Origin of the sequence: Caballeronia sp. J97 (assembly GCF_905220305.1) — a bacterium.
Classification (GTDB): Bacteria; Pseudomonadota; Gammaproteobacteria; order Burkholderiales; family Burkholderiaceae; genus Caballeronia.
In genome coordinates this window covers 24854-47743 of the sequence record NZ_CAJMZL010000029.1, presented here as the reverse complement: position 1 = coordinate 47743, position 22890 = coordinate 24854, and the positions used below count along the sequence as shown (strand labels likewise).

22 protein-coding genes are annotated in these 22890 nt (G+C 64.2%); 14 read left to right on the top strand and 8 right to left on the bottom strand.

Annotated elements, in window-relative coordinates; translation table 11 throughout:
• Positions 1-4: 4 nt before the first annotated feature.
• The 6 genes from U4Y90_RS28280 to U4Y90_RS28255 form a co-directional block, all read right to left on the bottom strand.
• Positions 5-820 carry an SDR family NAD(P)-dependent oxidoreductase gene (locus U4Y90_RS28280; protein ID WP_321799599.1) on the bottom strand — a complete coding sequence of 272 codons (816 nt, stop codon included), beginning with the start codon at positions 818-820 and terminating at the stop codon, positions 5-7.
• Positions 821-837: 17 nt separating this feature from the next.
• Positions 838-1257, bottom strand: a complete 420-nt coding sequence (locus U4Y90_RS28275; protein WP_321799597.1) for a VOC family protein — start codon at positions 1255-1257, stop codon at positions 838-840.
• A 34-nt stretch (positions 1258-1291) separates the two neighbouring features.
• Positions 1292-2365, bottom strand: a complete 1074-nt coding sequence (locus U4Y90_RS28270) for a C45 family peptidase (protein WP_321799595.1) — start codon at positions 2363-2365, stop codon at positions 1292-1294.
• On the bottom strand, positions 2362-3201 hold the full coding sequence (locus U4Y90_RS28265) for a polysaccharide deacetylase (RefSeq protein ID WP_321799594.1): 840 nt from the start codon (positions 3199-3201) through the stop codon (positions 2362-2364). Before U4Y90_RS28265 ends, U4Y90_RS28270 begins: the two co-directional genes overlap by 4 nt.
• A gap of 123 nt (positions 3202-3324) precedes the next feature.
• Positions 3325-4968 (bottom strand): APC family permease, encoded by a 1644-nt coding sequence (locus U4Y90_RS28260; RefSeq protein WP_415749421.1) that lies wholly within the window; start codon positions 4966-4968, stop codon positions 3325-3327.
• A 540-nt stretch (positions 4969-5508) separates the two neighbouring features.
• Entirely contained in the window at positions 5509-5976 is a 468-nt protein-coding gene (locus U4Y90_RS28255; RefSeq protein WP_321799592.1) for an Lrp/AsnC family transcriptional regulator, read from the bottom strand.
• A 284-nt stretch (positions 5977-6260) separates the two neighbouring features.
• Between U4Y90_RS28255 and U4Y90_RS28250 the strand changes: the two genes are divergently transcribed.
• The 13 genes from U4Y90_RS28250 (at position 6261) to U4Y90_RS28190 (ending at position 20103) form a co-directional block, all read left to right on the top strand.
• Positions 6261-6422 carry a hypothetical protein gene (locus tag U4Y90_RS28250; protein ID WP_321799591.1) on the top strand — a complete coding sequence of 54 codons (162 nt, stop codon included), beginning with the start codon at positions 6261-6263 and terminating at the stop codon, positions 6420-6422.
• A gap of 80 nt (positions 6423-6502) precedes the next feature.
• Positions 6503-7873: a glutamine synthetase family protein gene (locus tag U4Y90_RS28245; RefSeq protein ID WP_321799589.1), complete on the top strand. Its 1371-nt coding sequence runs from the start codon at positions 6503-6505 to the stop codon at positions 7871-7873.
• A gap of 28 nt (positions 7874-7901) precedes the next feature.
• The gene (locus tag U4Y90_RS28240; RefSeq protein WP_321799587.1) at positions 7902-9215 is read left to right on the top strand and encodes an FAD-binding oxidoreductase; all 1314 of its coding nucleotides are present in this window, start codon (positions 7902-7904) and stop codon (positions 9213-9215) included.
• 306 nt (positions 9216-9521) lie between these two features.
• Entirely contained in the window at positions 9522-9935 is a 414-nt protein-coding gene (locus U4Y90_RS28235; RefSeq protein ID WP_321799585.1) for a DoxX family protein, read from the top strand.
• Positions 9936-10170: 235 nt separating this feature from the next.
• Entirely contained in the window at positions 10171-12555 is a 2385-nt protein-coding gene (locus tag U4Y90_RS28230) for a bifunctional salicylyl-CoA 5-hydroxylase/oxidoreductase (protein WP_321799583.1), read from the top strand.
• A gap of 2 nt (positions 12556-12557) precedes the next feature.
• On the top strand, positions 12558-13319 hold the full coding sequence (locus U4Y90_RS28225) for an SDR family NAD(P)-dependent oxidoreductase (protein ID WP_321799582.1): 762 nt from the start codon (positions 12558-12560) through the stop codon (positions 13317-13319).
• Positions 13316-13876, top strand: coding sequence for a MarR family transcriptional regulator (locus U4Y90_RS28220; RefSeq protein WP_321799580.1), 561 nt, complete (start codon positions 13316-13318; stop codon positions 13874-13876). Before U4Y90_RS28225 ends, U4Y90_RS28220 begins: the two co-directional genes overlap by 4 nt.
• 11 nt (positions 13877-13887) lie before the next feature.
• Positions 13888-14739, top strand: coding sequence for an enoyl-CoA hydratase family protein (locus tag U4Y90_RS28215; protein WP_321799579.1), 852 nt, complete (start codon positions 13888-13890; stop codon positions 14737-14739).
• A gap of 1 nt (position 14740) precedes the next feature.
• Positions 14741-15922, top strand: a complete 1182-nt coding sequence (locus U4Y90_RS28210; protein WP_321799578.1) for an acyl-CoA dehydrogenase family protein — start codon at positions 14741-14743, stop codon at positions 15920-15922.
• Positions 15919-16368, top strand: coding sequence for a thioesterase family protein (locus tag U4Y90_RS28205; protein ID WP_321799576.1), 450 nt, complete (start codon positions 15919-15921; stop codon positions 16366-16368). Before U4Y90_RS28210 ends, U4Y90_RS28205 begins: the two co-directional genes overlap by 4 nt.
• A complete protein-coding gene (locus U4Y90_RS28200; RefSeq protein WP_321799574.1) occupies positions 16365-16760 on the top strand; it encodes a RidA family protein in 396 nt (131 codons plus the stop codon). Before U4Y90_RS28205 ends, U4Y90_RS28200 begins: the two co-directional genes overlap by 4 nt.
• Positions 16761-16772: 12 nt before the next feature.
• Complete coding sequence (locus U4Y90_RS28195; protein ID WP_321799573.1) at positions 16773-18410, top strand: AMP-binding protein; 1638 nt, start codon at positions 16773-16775, stop codon at positions 18408-18410.
• Between the two features lie 85 nt (positions 18411-18495).
• Entirely contained in the window at positions 18496-20103 is a 1608-nt protein-coding gene (locus tag U4Y90_RS28190) for an ABC transporter substrate-binding protein (RefSeq protein ID WP_321799571.1), read from the top strand.
• On the opposite strand, the gene U4Y90_RS28185 is transcribed toward U4Y90_RS28190, so the two are convergent.
• Positions 20104-20379 (bottom strand): hypothetical protein, encoded by a 276-nt coding sequence (locus U4Y90_RS28185; protein WP_321799569.1) that lies wholly within the window; start codon positions 20377-20379, stop codon positions 20104-20106. It lies immediately after the preceding gene.
• A gap of 328 nt (positions 20380-20707) precedes the next feature.
• Entirely contained in the window at positions 20708-21322 is a 615-nt protein-coding gene (locus tag U4Y90_RS28180) for a DJ-1/PfpI family protein (protein WP_321799568.1), read from the bottom strand.
• A gap of 98 nt (positions 21323-21420) precedes the next feature.
• On the opposite strand from U4Y90_RS28180, the gene U4Y90_RS28175 reads away from it, so the two are divergent.
• Entirely contained in the window at positions 21421-22758 is a 1338-nt protein-coding gene (locus U4Y90_RS28175; protein WP_321799566.1) for a PLP-dependent aminotransferase family protein, read from the top strand.
• Positions 22759-22890 lie beyond the last annotated feature (132 nt).

Below are 22890 nucleotides of genomic sequence, written 5' to 3'. Positions count from 1 at the left end.
GTATTCAGATGCCGACGACGAGCGCGCCGCCATTCACGGGAATCGCCTGACCGGCGATGAACGCCGCTTCGTCGGACGCGAGGAACGCGACCGTGCCGGCGATCTCTTCCGGATGCGCGAGCCTGCCGAGCGGAATCGCCTTCTGCTCGCCTTCGATGTATTCGTCCGGCACCATGCGCGTGAGAATCGCGCCGGGCGTCACGGCGTTCACGAGAATGCCCTCGCCGACGAACTCCTTCGCCATCGTCTTCATCAGGCCGAGTTGCGCGGCCTTCGCGACCATGTAACCGTACGAGTGGCCATCGGGCACCTGTCCCCACTGCGAGTTGATGAAGATCACGCGCGGCGCGCGGCTCTCGCGCAAATGCGGCAGCGCGGCCCGCGTGAGAAAGAGCGGCGCGTGCACGTTGATCGACAGCAGGCGGTCGAAGTCGGCGTCGTTCGTGTCTTCGAGGCCGGTGAGCGAATACATCATCCCCGCGTTGTGCACGAGAATATCGATGCCGCCGAAGCGCTCCGCCGCTTCGTGGATCACGCGCTCGGCCAGATCGCGGCGCGTGATGTCGGCACTCAGCGCGAGCGCGCGGCCGCCCGCCTCTTCGATTTCTTCGGCGGTCGCGCGCGCCACGTCGGCGTCGATATCGACGATCGCCACTGCCGCGCCGCGCGACGCGAGCAGCCGCGCATGCGCGCGTCCCGCGCCGCGTCCGCCACCCGTGACGAGCGCGACGCGCCCGTCGAGACGCCCCGCCGCGGGGGATAGCGCGAGCACCGTTTCGGGTGCGTGACGCGCGGGCGTGCGCCTGATTGCCTGATTCATATGCGTCACTCCCGTTCTCAGGCCGCGACCTTGTGCGGCTCGGTCACGTACAGCATGTTGCCGTCCGGATCGAACATCGGCCGATAGCGATAATGCGTGCCGTTCGGGTGCTGCCATTCGATAGGCGCGTCGGTGACCCATTGCACCTTGCCGTCGAGCGCGCGCATCGCATCATCGAGGTTATCGACTTCGAACGCGAAGGAATCGAAGCCGGGTTTGTCCTTCAGGTTCACGGCCGTGCGGCGCGCGACGGGCGTCGTGTCTTCGGTGCGGAAGACATAGAGCGTCACGTTGCCCATTTCGAGCGCGGCCCAATGCTCGTCCGGCTGATACGGCAGGAAGAACGCGAGACCGAGCGTGCCGTGATAGAAGTCGACGAGACGCTGCACGTCGGGCGTCAGGATGTCCATGTTGTCGATGCGCTTGAGTTTGAGCATGGCGAACTCCTTGTTGTCTGTGTGATGGAAGAAATCAGGCTGCCGCGAGCAGTCGAACGTGATGGCACGGGCCGCCGCGCAGCGCGCGCAGCGTGCCGCTCGCCACGTCGATGACGATCGTCGCGAGCGTCGCGTACTGGCCGCTCTCCGGCGATGCAGGATCGGGATGGCAGCACACCGCCCCGGTCGCGCCGAGATGGTTGTTCATCGCGCCGATCACCTGCGGCGCGGATAGCTTCGCGCGGCCGCCGAGCCTGCGCGTGAGCAGGTCGTGGCGGACCAGCGTGTCCGGATACTGGCGCGGCTCGGTGTCGCCCGCCGCGGCCGGCGATGAGAGAAAGTGATTGGTATGCACGAGCAGTCCATCGGCGTTCGGGAACACGAAGCCGGGTCCGCCCGGATGCAGTTCGACCGATACCGCCGCGCTGCTGTCGTCGGCGGCCGCGATCACCGTCAGCGACGACGATGCGGATACGTCGGCCGATGCGAGCAGTTGCAGCGCCTCGTTGATATCGCCGCAGGTATCGAGCAACCAGCGCGACGCGACGTGCACCGGCACGCCGATGCCCGCGCCATCGCGCTCGTGGTGCAGGATGTTGAAATGCACGCCGATGCCGCGATCGTTGACGCCCGCCTTGCCGACGATGCCGAACTCCGTCACCGTCGTCGTGACGCGGCCGTCGGCGTGGGGAATCTCCCACGTCAGCCATTGATCGGCGAATTCGGCGTACCAGTCCCAGGTCTGCACGGCCACCGCATGCGCGCTGTGGGCGTCGATCTGCACGACGGTCGAGCATTCGCCGCGCAAGCTCGCACCGAGCGCCGCGAGAATCTCGGTGCGCGCATTGAGCGCGCCGAGCAGCCGCACGTCGATGTCCGCGCCTTCGGCCATGCCCGCGATCTCCGCATGCAAGAGCGGCGCGAAGCGCGCGATGCAGTCGAGCGCCTGCGCACCGAGCGCGTGGAGATCGAACGGACGCTGTGCGGCGCGTTCGAACAGCGCACGATAGCGCTCGACGCCCGCATGAATTCGACGCGCGTGCGCCGCGCCGAATTCGCGGCCGCGTGCGGCGGGTTCGGTCGGGGTCGAACGGAACACGACGCTCATGCCGCCACCCGTTCGAGTTGCGGCGACACATGGCGCGCCACTTCATCGAGCCGCGCGAACCACACGTCGCCATCGGCGACGAGCCGTTCGACGAAGCGTTCGAGCTGATCGAAGCGCGCGCCGCGTCCGATCACTTCCGGATGCATCGTGAAGGTCGTATGGCGTCCGTCTCGTCGTGCGGATTCGTACTCGGCGAGCCAGGTATCGACCAGCGTGCGCGGCGCGGTGAAGTTGCCGCCGTTGTCGATGGTCCACCCGAACATCGGATAGTCATCGAGCGACCAGTGGACCGGCAGCTCCAGGATCGAGCGGCCGTTCCAGCTTTCGTAGTACGGGCGGTCGTCGCCCATGCAGCTCGAGTCGTACACGAAGCCGTTGTCGAGCACGAGGTCGAAGGTCTCGGGTGTCAGTTCCCACGACGACGAACGATAGCCCGCGGGCTTCGGCGCGCCCGCGCGGCGCAGTGCGTCGAGGCCGAGGCGCATTTCATCGGCCTGCGCGTCTGCCGAGACCCGGTCGCTGCGCAGATGCATGTGCCCATGATGGCCGATCTCGTGCCCTTCCTTCAGCAGCATGTCGACGAGATGCGGATGCTGTTCGGCTGTGAAGCCCGGCACGAAGAACGTCGCATGAATGCGATGACGGCGCAGCAGCTCCACGATGCGCGGCACGCCGCGCACCACGCCGAAGCGTCCTTCGGAGAGACTCGTCAGGCGGCGCGCATAAGTCGGGCTCTCGCCGAGATAGCCGGCTTCGGCATCGACATCGAAAGTCAGCGACACCGCCGTCGATTTCGTATTGGGCCACCTCAGGGTGGCGGCGCTTGGGGTCGTCATGATGATTGTCTCGCTCGTTGCAGGTTGAATCGGAAATTCGGCGAAAACAGTCCCCCGTCAGTGCGCCCGGCGGTCGCCGGACGCACTGCTACAGGTCATGCGGATCGGGGGATGAGTTCGGGCTTAAGTGATCACGACCAGCTTCGCGGAAATCCATACGACAGCCACCGCCGCGGCGAGCGCGAGATACGGCAGGATGCCGGCGCGCGGATGCGGCAATTCGATGTCGCGCCGCATCGACTCGGGAAAGCGGCCCTTGTCCTGGATGTAATGTCGGAAGCAGAACACGGGCACGATCAGCAGCATCGCGATCAGTCCGTTGCGCAGCGTGTTCTCGCCCTGGAAGTTCGCGCCCGCGCCGACGAACGCGAGATCGACGAAACCGCACAGCGCGCCCAGCCCGAGCAGCCAGTTGCGGCAGCGATACGGACGCGGCCAGTCCGCGCGGTCGAGCCGGTGGATCCAGCCCGACTGCAGATTGAGAAACACGAAGATCATGTAGCAGACGTTCGACAGCGCGAGCACGGTCATGTAGTCGGACATCAGCAGCAGGATCACGTTGAAGCCGAGGTCGGTCCACATCGCGCGGGTCGGCGCGCCGTGCTCGTTCACGTGCGACAGATACTTCGGCAGCCAGCCGTCCACGGATGCCTGATACAGCGTGCGCGACGAGCCCATCATCGAGGTCATCACGAGCAGCAGGATCGACAGCACCATCATCACGACGATCACGTTGAACACCACCGGCCCGCCATTGACGAAGCCCGCCATCACCGCGCCGACGCCGGAGCCGTCGACGACGCTCGGCGCGAGCATGCCCTTCAGACCGAGCTCGCCCTGAAACGCGATCGGCACCGCGATGAACATGAAGAGGCACAGCAGGCCTGACGCGAAGATCGCCTTGAACGTGTCCTTCTGCGGGTCGCGGAATTCACGCGTATAGCAGACGGCCGTTTCGAACGCGAAGGTGGACCAGCACGCGAGGAACATCGCGCCCATCGCAGTGCTCACGCCCGCCGCGTTCCAGTGGCCCATCACCGCCGCGCCGGACGCGTCGTGCGTGAGCGGCAGCATCGGCAGGAAGTGCGTGGACGGCATGTCGCCGGTGATGAGCGGCACCAGCGAAACCACGAGCAGCGGCGCAAGCGACGCGACGCCGAGGATGCGCTGCGTCTTCGCCGCCGCCGATGCGCCCGCGTGCTGCAGCTTGAACGCGATCAGCAGGAAGACGAGCGCGAGAAGGAAGGTCGCGTTGATGCGCAGCGTCAGCCCTTTGGTGATGAAACCGAGATCGACCAGCGTGAGGTGCCAGGTATTGATCGCGGCATCCGGCGGGAACAGGCAGCTCAGCATGTAGCCCGCCGCGAGGCTCGTGCCGAGCGCGAGCATCGGCGACCACGCGATCCAGTTGCACCACACCGATACCGGCGCGACGAACTTGCTGTAGCGCACCCAGCCAAGCGCGCCGTACACCGACGCGCCGCCCGATTTATGCGGATAGAGACCGGAAATTTCCGCGTAGGTGAAGCATTGCGCGAAGCCGATCAGGATCGCCAGCACCCAGACCAGCCAGGCCGGCTGGCCGATGGTCGCCGCCACGCCGCCGATCGTGAAAAGCACGCCGACCGGAACGCCGCTCGTCACCCAGAACGCATCCTTCCACGTCAGATTGCGGTGCAGCTCGTGTCGTGTGGACACCTGAGTCTCCGCCGTCGCGTCGCGCACGCCGTCCGGTGCCGACAGGATTTCTTCTTGAACGCTCATCATCGCTCTCCCTGCTGCGGCGTGGGAATCGGGCGACGAGACGCGCACGCCTCTCCCGTGGATTGCGGGGAACCGGCAATGCGCGAGGCTCGCGGCAAAGCGGCTCCGTCTTGCCGCCGGCGTGCTGATACAGCGGCCACAGGGACTGTGGCGTCTGGAAAGGCTGTTCGCATGGATGTCACTCTCATCTCGGGGTTGAACGACGGCGAGCTCGCGATGAGTGAATCCTAAGCGCTCAAATTGCGCGTGTGTATACTTTTTTACCCTAAGTACTGCGCATTGCGTATCTGTAAGCCTTGTATTTTTATTTTTGCGCAGATTGAGGGCGACATGCACCGAATCTGGGCGGCGCGGCGGCGCGGCTTCGACATCGCATGCGAGAGGCGAGCGCCAGCGCCCGTGCGAGGCTCGGCGGGCCGGAGAGATAAAAAAAGCGGGGAAGAGACGATGGCGTCCGGCGAACGAAGTGCGCCACTTTGGCGCCGGACGATCGCGCAATGCGCGAACTTTTAACGTCTGATTTGCGCAACGTCGAGAACGACGTTATTCCTCTGCTTCGACAGGCGGAATCGTGAACCGGATCTTGTGGACCTTGACCTCGTGCATCGTCCGCACGGTGCGCACGCCGGGCAACGCGCGAATGCGCTGCTGCAAGGCGAACAGGCCTTCGTCGTCGCGGCATAGCACTTGTACGCACAGGTCCGCGCCGCCGAGCATGGTCGACAGGTAACTCACTTCGGACCAGCGCCCGAGGTTGTCGACGGCGCGATCGTGATCCTGCGGATCGACTTCAACGAACAGCAGCGCCAGCTTGGCATGACCGAGCTTCGACGGATTGGTGAACGCGAGGATCTGCAGGATGCCGAGTTCCTGCAGGCGTTTGACGCGCGTGCGCACGGTGGCTTCCGGCACGTCGACGTTGCGGGCGATTTCGCGGAATGCGCGCCGCCCGTCTTCCTGCAGTTCACGGACGATCTGGAAGTCGAGAGGATCGAGTGTCGATGTCGGCATGGTGAGAGGTCGGTTGCTTCAAACGCAAGAGGTTAACAGAAACATCGCGCAGCGCAGCGGTGGCAGCCGGACCGCACGGCGGCGTACCGCTCGGTCACGCGTACGTCGATTCTTTGTTTTGCGCAGAAATAGCGACGTATTTTAACGCATTGCAATTTTAAATTATGCATAGTAGATTGAATGCGCAGGTCGACATCACCACATCACCGCGCAACGCTCAGCGGACAATGCTGCGCATTGCGCGCCCTACAACCCACACGCCAGCCGAAGAATTCGAGGCATTCATGAACACCGACACGCTCCGCCCCGTTACCGCGGGACGGCACACGCGCCTCGAAGCAGCCCGGCTCAATCCGCTTTCGAACGTGATCCTCGCGTTCTGGGCGATCTGGCATTGCCGCCACGCACGCCCTCCGTCGCGCCCGGACCCGCGGGCAACCGCTTGAGTTGACACCCCTTTTATCGATTCCGGCCGTCCGCATCGCGCGGAGGACCACGCACGCGCTCGCGCGCCAAGAGCACCGCCATGCCCATGACATTCGCCCCCGAACAGGAAGCCCTCACCTTTCTCGAACAGCATCCCGATATCGATCTGTTCGAGCTTTTCATCGTCGATGCCGCCGGGGTGCCGCGCGGCAAGCTGCTGCATCGCGAAGAGTTGCTCGCGGTGTATCGCAGCGGCCGGCCGTTGCCGAGCGCCATCATGAATCTGACGATCAACGGCGACGACACCGAGGACAGCGGCCTCGTGTGGGATGTCGGCGACATCGACTGCCGCGCGTATCCGTTGCCGGGCAGTCTCGTGCGCCTGCCGTGGCGCAAGCTGCCGACCGCCGCCGTTCAGGTGCAGATGCATCCCGAAGAAGGCCTGCCCGCGGGCGTCGCCGATCCGCGCCAGTTGCTCGGGCGCATCATCGGGCGTCTCGAAGCGGACGGGCTGTATCCCGTGATGGCGTGCGAGCTGGAGTTCTATCTGCTCGATGCGCGGCCCGACGCGCAAGGCCGCCCGCAGCCCGCGCTCGACACCGACGGACGCCGCCCGCACGCGACGCAGGTCTATGGTCTGCGCGAACTGGAACAGATCGAGCCGTTCCTGAAGGATCTCTACGACGCCTGCCGCGAGCAGCGCATTCCCGTGCGCACCGCGATCTCCGAATATGCGCCGGGTCAGGTCGAAATCACGCTGGAGCACGGTCCCGCGCTCGAAGCGATGGATCACGCCGTGCGCTACAAGCGCATCGTCAAAGGCGTCGCGAACGCGCACGGCATGAGCGCGTGCTTCATGGCCAAGCCGTTCGCGGAGATCGCCGGCTCGGGCATGCACATGCACGTGAGCCTCGCGGACGCGGCGGGCAAGAACCTGTTCGCTTCCGAAGACAAGGCCGGCACGCCGATGCTGCGCCACGCGGTAGGCGGCATGCTGCACGGCCTGCTCGACTCGATGCTGATGTTCTGTCCGAACGCGAACTCGTACCGGCGCTTTCAGGCGAACAGCTACGCGCCCTTTACGCCAACCTGGGGCGTCGACAACCGCACGGTGAGCCTGCGCGTGCCGGGCGGTCCCGCGCCGAGCCGGCATGTCGAGCATCGCGTGTGCGGCGCGGATGCCAATCCGTATCTGGCGGCCGCGGCGATTCTCGCGGCTTCGCACTATGGCGTGCGCGAGAAGCTCGATCCCGGCGCGCCCGTCGAAGGCAACGGCTACGCGCAAGCCGACACGCTGCTGCCGACCGACTGGCTGAGCGCGCTCGATGCGCTCGAACGCTCGCCGTGGGCGAAGGACATGTTCGGCGCGGCCTTCCTGAAGGTGTTTCTCGCGATCAAGCGCGCCGAGTACCGGCAGTTCATGGGCGAAGTCGGCGAGCAGGACTGGCGCTGGTATCTGAACCAGGCCTGATCGTCATCGTCATCAACGGAAAACTGTCATGAACGCAGCACTTCCCCTTCATGCGGCTGCACCCGAACGCAGCCCTTCGTACTACACCGCGACGATCGATCGCGAGACCGCTTACCCGACGCTCGAAGGCGAGCATCAGGTCGATGTCGCGATCATCGGCGGCGGCTTCACGGGCATCGCGAGCGCCGTCGAGCTCGCCGAGCGCGGACTGAAGGTCGCCATCGTCGAGGCCAACAAGATCGGCTGGGGCGCGAGCGGGCGCAACGGCGGGCAGGTCACGGGCAGCCTGTCCGGTGACAACGCGATGCGCAAGCAGATGCGCGCCACGCTCGGCGACGATGTCGACGACTTCATCTGGTGGCTGCGCTGGCGCGGGCACGACATCATCGAGTCGCGTGTCCGGCGCTATGGCATCGCGTGCGATCTGAAGCACGGGCATCTGCATGCGGCGATGAAGCCTTCGCATCTGCGCGAACTCGAAGCGAGTTACGAGGAAGCGCAGCGGCGCGGCATGGGCGCATCGGTGGAACTGCTCGACCGCGACGGCGTGAAGGCGCAGCTCGAAACCGACCTGTATCTCGGCGCGCTGAAGAACACGCGCAACATGCACGTGCATCCGCTGAACCTGTGCATCGGCGAGGCGCGCGCCGCCGAAAGCCTCGGCGCGCTGATCTTCGAGCACTCGCAGGTGCTCGACATCGTGCACGGTGCGAAGCCCGCCGTCGTGACGCCGCGCGGGCGCATCAACGCGCGCCAGATCCTGCTCGCGGGCGATGTGCATCACAAGCTCGAACGCCGCCAGCTCGAAGGCAAGATCTTTCCCGCGATGGGCGGCATCGTCGCTACCGAGCCGCTGGGCGAACGCGCGCGCCGGATCAATCCGCACGATCTCGCCGTCTACGATTGCCGCTTCGTGCTCGACTACTACCGGATGACCGCCGACGGGCGTCTGCTGTTCGGCGGCGGCGCGAATTATTCCGGCCACACGTCGCGCGATGTCGCGCAGGAACTGCTGCCGTATATCAAGCGGACTTTTCCGCGCCTGAAGGGCGTGCGCATCGACTATCAGTGGACCTGCGCGATGGGCATCGTCGTCAATCGCATTCCCCAGTTGGGCAAGCTCTCGCCCAACGTGTGGTATTGCCAGGGCTACTCGGGGCATGGCGTCGCGACGAGTCACATCATGGGCGAAATCATGGCCGAGGCGATCACGGGCACGCTCACGCGCTTCGATACGTTCGCGGCGTGCCGCCACATCCGTGTGCCGATGGGCGACGTGATCGGCAATCCGCTGCTGGCCGCGGGCATGTGGTACTACCAGATGCTGGAGCATCTCCGGTAGACGTCGAACTCAGGAAGCCAGTGCACGTGGCCGCGTCGCGAACTTCCGGACCCAGGCTTCTCCGGTGCCGGAGACGGTCGTGTCCACGCGAGATAAATCGCCTATATTGGATTGCAGGCTTATTTCCAGTGCGCTGCGATCGCGTGAAAAACAAGAGCGTGGTGCGCCGAATGGCGCCGCCACGCTCGCCGGAGCCGACGGAAGCAGAAGAAACCCGACATCGAGCGCTATCAGGGAAAGCACGTTGCCGAGAGGGCCGCCAGGCTGTTCGAGTGACATATCTCTTCATACGAGGTCGAATCCACCATGCGCTACTTCTCTTTCGAGCAACGCAAGGACGCCTTGTTTCTGCTTGCGCGCTTGCTGATGATGGTTCTGTTCGTCCTCTTCGGATGGCAGAAGCTAGTGGGGTTCTCCGGCACGGTCGCTTACATGGGTTCAGTCGGCGCGCCCGCGCCGACGCTTTCCGCGATCATCGCCGTCGTGATGGAACTCGTCGTGGGTATTGCGATCGTCATCGGCTTCTATACTCGTCCGCTCGCCTTGCTGCTCGCACTCTATACGCTAGGCACCGCGCTGATCGGCCACCACTACTGGACCATGACAGGCATGGAGCAGTACGCGAACATGATCAACTTCTATAAAAATCTCAGCATCATGGGCGGGCTCTTGCTACTCGCCGCCACTGGGCCTGGCCGATACTCGCTGGACAGGCGGTAACGTCAACAGGCACGCTTTCCCTAGTCCTGGAAAGCGGCCGCATTGTCCATACAATTAGTTATCCGAATAAACACATAACCAAAGAAGTCCGTCGGTCGGTTGCCGCATCGCCGCACCGAAACTGCGATCGCATCGATTCGACCCCGCATCTCGGCCCCGCATCGCATTTTACTTGACATCTAAACTATCTAAACCTAAATTATCGACTCAGGGAGACACGAGTCGGAGAGCAAGCATGCGCATCGTCTGCATCGGCGGGGGCCCGGCGGGCCTGTATTTCGGGCTTTTGATGAAGCACCGCCACCCCGGTTACGACATCACCGTCGTCGAACGCAACCGCCCGTACGACACCTTCGGATGGGGCGTCGTCTTCTCCGACCAGACGCTCGGCAACCTGCGCGCGGCCGACCCGCACAGCGCCGACGCCATCCTCGATGCCTTCAATCACTGGGACGACATCGAGGTGCACATCAACGGCCGCACGGTCCGCTCCTCGGGTCACGGCTTCTGCGGCATCGGCCGCAAACGTCTGCTGAATATCCTGCAGGCGCGTTGCGAAGAACTCGGCGTGAAGCTCGTATTCGAAACGCAAGTCACGAACGACGACGACTACGACGCCGATCTCATCATCGCGAGCGACGGTTTGAACAGCGCGATCCGTCAGAAATACCCGTCGACCTATCAACCCGATATCGACATGCGCGACTGCCGCTTCGTGTGGCTCGGCACCCACAAGTGCTTCGACGCGTTCACCTTCGCTTTCGAAAAGACCGAATGGGGCTGGTTTCAGGCGCATGCGTATCGCTTCGACGAGAACACGTCGACGTTCATCGTCGAGGCGCCCGAGCGCGTATGGCGCGCGGCCGGCCTCGCGGACATGAGCAAGGAAGACGGCATCGCCTTTTGCGAGAAGCTGTTCGCGAAGTATCTCGACGGCCACGCGCTCATCTCGAACGCCACGCACTTGCGCGGCTCGGCGCAATGGATTCGCTTTCCGCGCGTGGTCAATCGCGAATGGGTGCATTGGCGCGATGACGCGAACGGCAAGCGCACGCCCGTCGTGCTGATGGGCGATGCCGCGCACACCGCGCACTTCTCCATCGGTTCCGGCACGAAGCTCGCACTCGAAGATGCGATCGAGCTCGCGAACAGCGTCGACACCGCGTTCGCGAAGCAAGAGGGTGATCTTGAAGGCGCGCTCGCGCATTACACGCAGGTCCGCAGCGTCGACGTGCTGCGCATTCAGAACGCCGCGCGCAATTCGACGGAATGGTTCGAGCACGTCGACCGTTACGCGTCGTTCGAGCCCGAGCAGTTCGCGTACTCGCTGCTCACGCGTTCGCAGCGCATCTCGCATGAAAACCTGCGCGAACGCGATGCGCGCTATCTCGCTTCGTTCGAAGACTGGCTCGCCGGGCGCGCGGGTATCGAACGCGACGCGCAGCAACGCTCCGTCCCGCCGATGTTCACGCCGTTCAAGCTGCGCGGCGTCACGCTGAAGAACCGCGTGGTCGTCTCGCCGATGGCGCAGTACTCCGCCGTCGACGGCATCGCGGGCGACTATCACCTGATGCATCTGGGCGCGCGCGCGATGGGCGGCGCCGCGCTCGTGATGACCGAGATGACCTGCGTCTCGCCCGAGGCGCGCATCACGCCGGGATGTCCGGGCATGTATGCGCCGGAACATCTTGCCGCGTGGAAGCGCATCGTCGATTTCGTGCATGCGCAATCGGACGCGAAGATCGGCATGCAGCTCGGCCATGCGGGCGCGAAGGCATCGACGCGCGTGAGCTGGGAAGGCATCGACCAGCCGCTTCCCGATGGCAATTGGCCACTCGTTTCCGCTTCTCCTCAACAGTATTTGCAAGGCGTGAGCCAATGGTCGCATCAAGCATCGCATGACGAGCTGCGCGAGATCGAAGCGCAATTCGTGCGCGCGACGGAAATGGCGGCGCTGGCGGGCTTCGACTGGCTCGAATTGCACTGCGCGCACGGCTATTTCCTGTCGGGCTTCCTGTCGCCGCTGACGAATCATCGCATCGACGAATACGGCGGCGCGCTCGAAAACCGTCTGCGCTATCCGCTCGAAGTATTCAAGGCGATGCGCGCCGCATGGCCGCAAGACAAGCCGATGTCCGTTCGCATCTCCGCGCACGATTGGGTCGACGGCGGCACGACGCCCGATGACGCCGTCGAGATCGCACGCGCGTTCAAGGCCGCGGGCGCGGACATGATCGACGTGTCGTCGGGGCAAGTCAGCAAGCAGGAAAAGCCGGTGTTCGGCCGCATGTTCCAGACGCCGTTCGCCGATCGCATCCGCAATGAAGCGGGCATCGCGACGATCGCGGTCGGCGCGATATCGGAGGCGGATCATGTGAACAGCATCATCGCGGCGGGACGCGCGGATCTGTGCGCGGTGGCGCGCCCGCATCTCGCGAACCCGTCGTGGACGCTGAACGAAGCCGCGAAGATCGGTTACTTCGATGTCGCGTGGCCGAAGCAATACGCCGCCGCCAAATCGCAACTCGAACGCAATCTGGAACGCGAACGCGCGATGGCCGCCGACAATGCGCGCCTCACGCCGCAAGAACGCGCGCAACGCGCGGAAGGAACGGTCTGATCATGACAGCGCTCACCGATCAACACGCGGTCGTGACAGGCGGAGGCAGCGGCATCGGCGCATCTTGCGCGCTGGCGCTCGCACGCGCGGGCGCGCGCGTCACGCTGATGGGCCGCGATATCGCGCGCCTCGAAGCGCAACGCGAAGCGATGCGCGACTACGCCGGCGTCACATGCATCGGCGTCGACGTAACGAACGAAGCTGCCGTCGATGACGCTTTCTCGCGCGCCGGTCCGGTCGATATCCTCGTGAACAACGCAGGCCACGCGCAAGCCGCGCCCTTCGCGCATACCGACGCGGCACTTTGGCAACGCATGCTCGACGTGAACCTCACCGGCGTGTTCTTCTGCACGCGCGCCGCGCTGCCTTCGATGCTCGAACGCGGGTATGGCCGCATCGTCAGCGTCGCGAGCACGGCGGGACAGATCGGCTATGCGTATGTCGCCGCGTATTGCGCGGCGAAGCATGGCGTCATCGGTCTCACGCGCGCGCTCGCCGCCGAAGTCGCGACCAAAGGCGTCACGGTCAACGCGGTGTGTCCGGGCTACACCGAAACCGAACTGCTGCGCGCATCGCTCGATCAGATCATGTCGAAAACCTCGCGCAGCGAACAGGACGCACGCGATGCGCTCGTGCGCAACAACCCGCAGCGCCGCTTCGTGCAGCCGGACGAAGTCGCCAACGCCGTGTTATGGCTTTGCGCGCCCGGCTCCGATTCAATGAACGGCCAATCGATATCCGTATCCGGTGGAGAAGTCACGTGAGCAATATCGCGGGCAACAAGAAGACGAACGCCGCAGCGGAGCAGAAAGCGCCGCGCAAGGGCGTGGAGAAACCGGCGGACAACGTCGTCGATCTGGAGATGAGCACGGGCGCCGACAGCCACATGGGATTGCGCTTGTGGCTGCGCATGCTGACGACGACCAACCTCGTGCAGGCCGAATTGCGCAAGCGCCTGCGCACCGAATTCGATACGACGCTGCCGCGCTTCGATCTGATGGCGCAGCTCGAACGTCATCCCGAAGGCCTGAAGATGACCGAGCTGTCGCGCCGCATGATGGTCACGGGCGGCAACGTGACGGGCATCACGGATCAACTCGAAAAGGAAGGACTGGTATCGCGCTATACCGATCCGAACGATCGCCGCTCGACGAGCGTGCGGCTCACGCCGCAAGGCCGCGCCGCATTCGACAAGATGGCGGGCGCGCACGAGCAATGGGTCGTCGAAATGTTCGGCGGTCTCGAACTCAATGAAAAATCGCAGACGCATCAGCGGCTCGGCAAGCTGAAGCAGCATCTGATGAAGACGCTGAAGGACTGAAGGAGACAACGATGACCTCATCCGCCGCCGACGCGCTTCTCGCCGGCAACCGCATCACGCTCGCGGACTATCGCGCGACGCATTTCGGCTGGACCGTGACGAACGGCGTCGCGACCATCATGCTGAACCGGCCTGAGCGCAAGAACCCGCTGACCTTCGAATCGTATGCGGAGTTGCGCGACCTGTTTCGCCGCCTCGCCTATGCGACCGATGTGAAAGCCGTCGTGATCCACGGCGCGGGCGATAACTTCTGTTCCGGCGGCGACGTGCACGAAATCATCGCGCCGCTCATCGATCTGCCGATGCCCGAGCTCCTGCTCTTCACGCGCATGACGGGCGATCTCGTCAAGGCGATGCGTCATTGCCCGCAGCCGATCGTCGCCGCCGTCGATGGCGTGTGCGCGGGCGCGGGCGCGATTCTCGCGATGGCGTCGGACATGCGTCTCGGCACGTCGCGCAGCAAGCTCGCATTCCTGTTCGCGCGCGTCGGTCTCGCGGGCTGCGACATGGGCGCGTGCTCGATTCTGCCGCGCATCATCGGCCAGGGACGCGCGGCGGAACTGCTCTTCACGGGCCGCGCCGCGAGCGGCGAAGAAGGCCGCGACTGGGGTTTCTACAACCGTCTGTGCGCGCCCGAAACCTTGCTCGACGAAGCCGCGAAGCTCGCCTCCGAACTCGTCGCGGGCCCGACGTTCGCGCACGGCATCACCAAGAAGATGCTGCATCAGGAATGGAGCATGAGCATCGACGAAGCGATCGAATCGGAAGCGCAGGCGCAAGCCATCTGCATGAGCACACGCGATTTCGAACGCGCCTATCGCGCGTTCGCGGCGAAGTCGCGCCCTGTCTTCGAAGGAGACTGATTTGAACGCCGATCTGCACAGCGCGCTCGCCTGGCCCTTCTTCGATGACCGGCATCGCGAACTCGCGCGCGACGCGGATGCATGGGCCGGCGCGCATCTGAAGCACATCGATCATGACGATACCGACGCGGCCTGCACGCGTCTCGTGCGCATGCTCGGCGAGGCGGGATGGCTCAGGCATTGCATCGGCGGGACACGATATGGCGCGTCGAACGATACGATCGACACGCGCGCGGTGTGTCTGCTGCGCGAAACGCTCGCGAAGCACGATGGCCTTGCGGACTTCGCGTTCGCGATGCAAGGTCTCGGCTCCGGCGCGATCTCGCTCGCGGGCACCGACGAACAGAAGTCGCGCTATCTGCCGCGCGTCGCGAACGGCACCGCATTGGCGGCGTTCGCGCTATCGGAACCCGAAGCGGGATCGGACGTCGCGGCGATGTCACTCGATGCCCGCGCCGATGGCGATGCGTGGGTGCTCAACGGCGAGAAGACGTGGATCTCTAACGGCGGCATCGCGGACTTCTATGTCGTGTTCGCGCGCACCGGTGAAGCGCCGGGCGCGCGCGGCATCAGCGCGTTCATCGTCGATGCGGACACGCCGGGTCTGCATATCGCCGAACGCATCGACGTGATCGCGCCGCATCCCCTCGCGCGCCTGCGCTTCACCGACGCGCGCGTGCCACGCACCCAGATGCTCGGCGTAGCGGGCGAAGGCTTCAAGATCGCGATGCGCACGCTCGATATCTTCCGCACGTCGGTGGCGGCCGCATCGCTCGGCTTCGCGCGTCACGCGATGCAGGAAGGGCTCGATCGCGCCGCATCGCGCAAGATGTTCGGCCAGACGCTCGGCGACTTTCAATTGACGCAGGCCAAACTCGCGCAGATGGCGTTGACCATCGATACGAGCGCGCTGCTCGTCTATCGCGCCGCGTGGCTGCGCGATCAGGGCGAGAGTGTGACGCGCGAAGCCGCGATGGCGAAATGGCACGCGAGCGAAGGCGCGCAACAGGTAATCGACGCCGCCGTGCAGCTATGGGGCGGCCTCGGCGTGAAGCACGGCACCGTGGTGGAATCGCTGTATCGCGAGATACGCGCGCTGCGCATCTATGAAGGCGCGACCGAAGTGCAGCAGTTGATCGTCGGACGCGACTTGCTCAAAGCGCATGGAGAACAACAACGATGACGCGAACCTTCGACATGCCGATGCGCGTGCGCTTCTCGCACTGCGACCCGGCGGGAATCGTCTACTTTCCCCAGTACCTCGTGATGACGAACGTGCTGGTCGAGGACTGGTTCAACGAAGCGCTCGGCATCGACTACGCGAGAATGATTTCCGTGCGCCGCGTCGGGCTTCCCATCGTGAAGCTCAATTGCGATTTTTCGCGGCCGAGCCGCATGGGCGAGACGGTGACGCTGTCGCTCGCGGTGGATTCCGTCGGACATCGCTCGATCCGCATCGACATCGTCTGTCATTGCGATGGCGAAGTGCGCTTTCGCGCGAAGCAGGTACTGGTGACGACATCGCTCGACGATGGCCGCTCGATCGACATTCCCGGCGACATTGCCCGCGCGATCGAGCAGTTCGCGCCGGGCACGAGCCGCGCATTGCAAGAGGAGACACGTTCATGAAAAAGACGCTTCTGCCTTCGGGCTGGATCAAGCCGCGCGGCTACGCGAATGGCGTCGCGGTGCGCGGCACGCAGGTGTATATCGCCGGTCAGATCGGCTGGGACGACGAGGCGCGCTTCGTCGGCAAGGAGTTCGGCGCGCAAGCCGCGCAGGCCTTGCGCAACATCGTGGCCGTGCTGCGCGAAGCGGGCGGCAGACCCGAGCATCTCGTGCGCATGACCTGGTACGTGACCGACAAGCGCGCCTATCTCGCGGCGGCGAAGGAAATCGGCGCGGCGTTCCGCGAGCTGATCGGCGATTACGACATCGCGATGAGCGCGGTGCAGGTCGTCGCGCTCATCGAAGACGATGCACTGGTGGAAATCGAAGCCACGGCTGTCATCCCCGACTAAGCGGAGAGCACGATGGAACGGTCAGCACACGTCGATACATTCGCGCGCGATCATCTGCCGCCGCAGGAACAGTGGCCGGTGTTCATGCTCGACCACGCGGATGTCGCCTACCCCGCGCGCATCAATTGCGCGACGGAACTGCTGGATCGCGCGATCGAAAGCGGACATGGCGAGCGCCCCGCGATCTGGTCCGAAGCGAACGGCGAGCCGCATGCAACGAGTTATCGCGAGTTGCGCGCGCTCGTGAATCGCAGTGCGCACGTGCTAGTCGATGAAATGGGCTTGCGTCCGGGCAATCGCGTGCTGCTGCGCGGCCCGAATACCTTGCAGATGGCGGTCGCGTTCTTCGCGGCGTTGAAGGCGGGCCTCGTCGTCGTGCCGACCATGCCGCTTCTGCGCGCGAAGGAGTTGAAGCAGATCATCGACAAGGCGCGGATATCGGCGGCGCTGTGCGATGTGCGCCTGACGGAAGAGCTGAAGCGCTGCGAGACGAAAGACGACGAATTTCATTGCGAAGGCCTCGCGCAAGTCCTCACGTTTCACGACGACGCGCCCAGCTCGCTCGAATCGCTTGCGCGCGACAAGTCCGATCATTTCGATGCCTGCGATACCGCCGCCGATGACGTGTGCCTCATCGCCTTCACGAGCGGCACGACCGGTGCGCCGAAAGGCTGCATGCACTTTCATCGCGACGTGCTCGCGATGTGCGATCTCTTCCCGCGGCACGTGCTGAAGCCCACCGCCGACGACGTGTTCTGCGGCACGCCGCCGCTCGCGTTCACGTTCGGTCTCGGCGGCCTGCTGTGCTTTCCACTGCGCGTGGGCGCATCGACGGTATTGCTGGAGAAGCTCACGCCCGAAACGCTGTTGCAGACGGTCGAGCGTCATCGCGCGACGATCATGTTCACCGCGCCGACCTTCTATCGGCAGATGGCGCCGCTCATCAAAGGCTACGACGTATCGAGCCTGAAGAAGACCGTGTCGGCGGGCGAAGCGCTGCCCGACTCCACGCGCGCGTCATGGCGCGAAGCGAGCGGCATCGAGATGATCGACGGCATCGGCGGCACCGAGATGATTCATATCTTCATCTCGTCGGCGGGCGCGGACGTGCGCGAACATGCGATCGGACGCGCTGTGCCGGGCTATGTCGTGCAAGCCGTCGACGATGCGATGCAGCCCGTGCCGCCCGGCACGATCGGCAAGCTCGCGGTGCGCGGCCCGACGGGTTGCCGTTATCTCGCCGACGAGCGTCAGGCGAAGTTCGTGCGCGACGGCTGGAATCTGCCCGGCGATTCCGTCGTGATCGATGAAGACGGCTACGTGTTCTATCAGGCACGCGCCGACGACATGATCGTGTCGGCAGGCTACAACATTTCCGGGCCGGAAGTCGAAAGCGTGCTGATGCAGCACGAAGCGGTGGCGGAATGCGGCGTGATCGGCGTGCCCGATGAAACGCGTGGGCAAGTGGTGAAGGCCTTCGTCGTGCTCAATCCCGGCTTCAACGGCGACGATGCGCTCATCGCCGAATTGCAGGACTTCGTGAAGCGCAACGTCGCGCCCTATAAGTATCCGCGCGTCGTGACCTTCCTCAACGCCTTGCCGCGCACCGAAACGGGCAAGCTCAAGCGCTTCGCGTTGCGCTCGATGTAGCGAGCTCGCAGAACGTTTGCTTGGTAGAGTATGGCCCACGCCCGCCGCGAGGCGGCTCGCCCACTCTTCCGAGCAAACAAGAAAAATGATTTCGACGCACCGACTTCTTGCTGTTTCTCTCCTGACCGCATGCGCACTGAGCTCGCAAACGGCATCGGCCGCGAGCAAAACGCTCGTGTTCTGTTCCGAAGGCAGTCCCGCCGGTTTCGATTCCGCGCAGTACACGACCAGCACCGATTTCGACGCGGGCGCGCACGCCGTCTATGACCAGCTCGTCGAATTCAAGCGCGGCACGCTCGATCTCGTGCCCGGTCTCGCAGAAAAGTGGGATGAGTCGCCCGATGCGAAGACGTTCACCTTTCATCTCCGGCGCGGCGTGAAGTTCCAGTCGACCTCGTGGTTCAAGCCTGCGCGCGACTTCAACGCGGACGATGTCGTGTTCACGTTCCGGCGCATGATCGATCCGAACGAGCCGTTCCAGAAGGCGCATCCGGTCAGCTTTCCGTATCTGACCGATCTCGGCTACGACAAGAACATCGCATCCGTCGACAAGCTCGACGACTACACCGTGCGCTTCACGCTGAAGACGCAGGATGTCGTGTTCGTGCGCAACATCGCGATGGAATTCGCTTCGATCGTATCGGCGGAATACGCCGCGCAATTGCTGAAGCAGGGCAAGCCGGAAGACCTCAATCAGAAGCCGGTCGGCACCGGCGCGTTCGTGTTCCGCGACTATCAGAAGGACGCGACGATCCGCTACGACGCGAATCCGACTTACTGGAACCGGAAAGACGTGCATATCGACAAGCTCGTCTTCTCGATCACGCCCGATGCCGCCGTGCGCCAGCAAAAGCTGTCGAACGGCGAGTGCCAGGTGACGTCGTTCCCGCGCCCCGCCGACATCGCCGCGTCGAAGCAGGACCCGAAACTCACGGTGCTGTCGGGCGTCGGCTTCAACGTCGCATATGTAGGCTACAACACGACGCATAAGCCGCTCGACAACGTGAACGTGCGCCGCGCGCTCGACATGGCGATCGACAAGCAGGCGATCATCAAGACCGTGTACGAGGGCGCGGCGGCCATCGCGACAAATCCGATGCCGCCTTCGCAATGGTCGTATAACAAGGCGTTGAAAGACGCACCGCGCGATCCCGCGAAGGCGAAGGAGCTGCTCAAGGAAGCCGGCTTTCCGAACGGTTTCACGATCACGCTATGGGCGATGCCGGTGCAGCGCGGCTACAACCCGAATGCGCGTCTGATGGCGCAACTGATTCAATCGGACTGGGCGAAGATCGGCGTGAAGGCGAACATCGTCACTTACGAATGGGCCGAGTACAACAAGCGCGCGAAGACGAACGGCGAGCACGATGCGATTCTCTACGGCTGGCTCGGCGACAACGGCGATCCCGACAACTGGCTCGGCACGACGCTGGGCTGCGACGCGGTTCACGGCAGCAACATGGCGAAGTGGTGCAACAGGCAGTTCGACGATCTGCTCGCGAAAGCGCGCCTCATCACCGATCAGAACGCGCGCACGAAACTTTATGAAGAAGCACAAGTGGTCTTCAAGGACCAGGTGCCGTACACGCCCCTCGCGCACGCCAATATCTTTCAGCCGATATCGAAGCGCGTGCACGGCTATCTGATCAGCCCGCTCGGCGGACATCGCTTCGACGGCATCACGCTCGACTGATCAGCCTCCGCGATACGACGCATCGATGCTGTCGTGCTGCTCGCGCTTGCCCGACTGCGTCTTGTACGCATCGGCGCCTCCCACCGCGGAGGTGCCGGCGTCGGGCATGTCGTGCGTGCGGCGTGTCGCGTTCATCGCATGAACGGCGGGCGTGTCGTGCATGTCGTGCACTGCGTTCGATGGCAGCGGGCCCGCGCTGCATTCGTCCGCGAGCGCTGGAACGGCGGTCAACGCTGCGCTCGCGAGAACAAGAGCGGCGAGGGTCTTCGCTTTCATGGCAACTCCGTGAGACGTGTCGATAAAAAGAGACGCGACCGATCAACACGCTTACCGGAATCGAATCATCGTGCCGACAGCATCGCGCCCGCTTCGTCAAGTGCATGGGCCGTGCCAATGACGTCCTGATTCGCTGCGAGCCTTTTAAACAAAGGGGATCGGGGTGGCGCGCGGGCATCGCCGGAGGGTGGGTATGTCGGTATGCGGCCAACGATTGCGTGATGTCTGTGCGATGGGAGCCGACAGCGCATACTCGTTGCCGACAAGTTTCAGTCTCAAGCCATCAAACGCGAACGCGAAGCCGTCCCGCAGAAGAAGCGTGCATGAATCAGCCGACGGCAGCGACATCGAGAAACGGCGTGACGTTGTTCATCGCGCGTTCCACATAGATCTCTTTTTCTCCGACGGGCGCGACGTAATGCATCGCGTGACGTGCCGCATCGACGCCTTCGAGGCGCGCAATCACCCAGGCCGCGAGATATTGCGAAGCGAGGCATCCGCCTGCCGTGGCCACGTTGCCATGCGCGACGAACGGCCGATCGAGCGTGCGCACGCCCGCTTCCTCCACCCACGGCTTCGTCGTCAGATCCGTGCAGGCGGGAACGTCCTGAAGCAGGCCCAGCTTCGCGAGGACGAGCGTGCCCGAGCACTGCGCCGCCAGCAACTGGCGTGCGGGATCGAGCGTGATGCGCGCCATCAATGACGCATCGGCGACGACTTCGCGCGTGAGCATGCCGCTGCCGACGATCACGGCATCGGCGTTCGCGGCATCTTCGAGTGTGGCTTGCGCTTTCAGCACGACGCCGTTCATCGAGCGCACTTCACTCGACGGACACGCGATCGACACCTTCCATCCCGGTCTTTTCACGCGATTGAGAATGCCGAGCGCGATCAGCGAATCGAGCTCGTTGAAGCCTTCGAACGTGAGAATGGCGATGTGCATGAAGTTCTCCTTTCGGCGATGAATCGCATGAGGCCATGCTACGGCCTTAAACGAATACAATCAAAATATTGTCATGGATACATCCGGGGCGCCCGCTCATGCCGAAACCGCCGCGCTACAAGCAGATCGTCGACCGGTTCGTCGACGACATCCGTTCTGGTCGCCTCAAACCGGGCACGCGCCTGCCGACGCATCGTGAGCTGGCCGCGCGCGAAGGACTCGGCATCGTGACCGCAACACGCGTATATGCCGAACTGAACGCAATGGGCCTCGTCAGCGGCGAAACAGGGCGCGGCACCTTCGTGAAGGAAACCACGCTCGCGCGGGAACTCGGCATCGATCAGGTTGCCATCGCCGCGGACATGGTCGATCTGAACTTCAACTATCCGGCGCTGGCCGGTCAGGCCGAGTTGCTGCGCAACGCGTTGCGCCAATTGTCGTCGTCCGGCGATCTGGAAGCGCTGTTGCGATATCAGCCGCACGGCGGGCGGGGGCGCGATCGCGCGACGGTCGCGCATCATCTGGCGGGTCGCGGTCTCGATGTGAGCGGAGATCGCGTGATGCTCGTCGACGGCGCGCAACACGGTCTTGCCACCACGGTCATGGCGCTGCTGAAACCCGGCGATGTGATCGCGGTCGACACGCTGACCTATCCCGGATTCAAGTTGCTGGCCGAGGCGCATCGAATCGAACTCGCCCCTTTGCCGGCGTCCGGCACGGGCCCCGATCCCGACGCGCTCGAAGCGTTGTGCAAGCGCCGCCGCTTGCGCGCCATCTACACGATGCCGACGCTGCACAATCCGCTCGGCTGGGTGATGACGGCGACGCGGCGCAGGCAACTGGCATCGATCGCGCGCAAGCATGGCCTCTTCATCATCGAGGACGCCGCCTACGCCTTTCTCTCCGACGATGCACCGCCGCCGCTCGCCGCGATCGCGCCCGAGCTCACGGTGTACGTCTCCGGATTCTCGAAGAACGTGGCGACGGGCTTGCGGGTCGGCTATGTCGTCGCGCCGCTTGCATGGGTATCGAAGATCGAGCGCGCGATCAGGGTGACGACGTGGAACACGCCCGGCGTCATGACGGCCATCGCGTGCGGCTGGATCGAGGACGGCACGGTCGAAAGACTCGAAGCTCGGAAGCGCGCCGACGCACGGATGCGGCAGGCCATCGCGGCGAGCGCGTTGACGCGTCTGAAGCGCGTGGCGCATCCGGCGTCGTACTTCGTCTGGCTGCCGATGCCCGAGGACGTGCGCGCGGACCGCATCGCGGCGGCACTGATGGAAGAGCGCGTTTCGGTTTCGACAGCCGAGCCGTTTTGCACCGCAGCGCAGGTGCCCCATGCGTTGCGGCTGGCGCTGGGGTCAGTGGAACCCGGTACGTTGAGGGAAGCGTTGGGACGGGTTGCGGAGGTGGTGGGGCGGTATGCATATTGAACGGACTGCCGTTCACGCATCCGAGGACACGATGACGATATAAATCAGCCGACCCCAAAGGCGATTGGGATTGTCAAATGCCGGGGCCAGGAAAACAAGCCGAAATTACCGCAGCCCGCTTCTTCGACGTGG

Coding starts and splice junctions, on each gene's coding strand:
- U4Y90_RS28270 (WP_321799595.1), bottom strand. CDS start 2,365: ATGAGCGTCGTGTTCCGTTCGACCCCGACCGAACCCGCCGCACGCGGC.
- U4Y90_RS28205 (WP_321799576.1), top strand. CDS start 15,919: ATGACGCGAACCTTCGACATGCCGATGCGCGTGCGCTTCTCGCACTGC.
- U4Y90_RS28200 (WP_321799574.1), top strand. CDS start 16,365: ATGAAAAAGACGCTTCTGCCTTCGGGCTGGATCAAGCCGCGCGGCTAC.
- U4Y90_RS28235 (WP_321799585.1), top strand. CDS start 9,522: ATGCGCTACTTCTCTTTCGAGCAACGCAAGGACGCCTTGTTTCTGCTT.
- U4Y90_RS28240 (WP_321799587.1), top strand. CDS start 7,902: ATGAACGCAGCACTTCCCCTTCATGCGGCTGCACCCGAACGCAGCCCT.
- U4Y90_RS28215 (WP_321799579.1), top strand. CDS start 13,888: ATGACCTCATCCGCCGCCGACGCGCTTCTCGCCGGCAACCGCATCACG.
- U4Y90_RS28190 (WP_321799571.1), top strand. CDS start 18,496: ATGATTTCGACGCACCGACTTCTTGCTGTTTCTCTCCTGACCGCATGC.
- U4Y90_RS28280 (WP_321799599.1), bottom strand. CDS start 820: ATGAATCAGGCAATCAGGCGCACGCCCGCGCGTCACGCACCCGAAACG.
- U4Y90_RS28245 (WP_321799589.1), top strand. CDS start 6,503: ATGCCCATGACATTCGCCCCCGAACAGGAAGCCCTCACCTTTCTCGAA.
- U4Y90_RS28265 (WP_321799594.1), bottom strand. CDS start 3,201: ATGACGACCCCAAGCGCCGCCACCCTGAGGTGGCCCAATACGAAATCG.
- U4Y90_RS28230 (WP_321799583.1), top strand. CDS start 10,171: ATGCGCATCGTCTGCATCGGCGGGGGCCCGGCGGGCCTGTATTTCGGG.
- U4Y90_RS28225 (WP_321799582.1), top strand. CDS start 12,558: ATGACAGCGCTCACCGATCAACACGCGGTCGTGACAGGCGGAGGCAGC.
- U4Y90_RS28255 (WP_321799592.1), bottom strand. CDS start 5,976: ATGCCGACATCGACACTCGATCCTCTCGACTTCCAGATCGTCCGTGAA.
- U4Y90_RS28175 (WP_321799566.1), top strand. CDS start 21,421: ATGCCGAAACCGCCGCGCTACAAGCAGATCGTCGACCGGTTCGTCGAC.
- U4Y90_RS28185 (WP_321799569.1), bottom strand. CDS start 20,379: ATGAAAGCGAAGACCCTCGCCGCTCTTGTTCTCGCGAGCGCAGCGTTG.
- U4Y90_RS28250 (WP_321799591.1), top strand. CDS start 6,261: ATGAACACCGACACGCTCCGCCCCGTTACCGCGGGACGGCACACGCGC.
- U4Y90_RS28275 (WP_321799597.1), bottom strand. CDS start 1,257: ATGCTCAAACTCAAGCGCATCGACAACATGGACATCCTGACGCCCGAC.
- U4Y90_RS28195 (WP_321799573.1), top strand. CDS start 16,773: ATGGAACGGTCAGCACACGTCGATACATTCGCGCGCGATCATCTGCCG.
- U4Y90_RS28260 (WP_415749421.1), bottom strand. CDS start 4,968: ATGATGAGCGTTCAAGAAGAAATCCTGTCGGCACCGGACGGCGTGCGC.
- U4Y90_RS28180 (WP_321799568.1), bottom strand. CDS start 21,322: ATGCACATCGCCATTCTCACGTTCGAAGGCTTCAACGAGCTCGATTCG.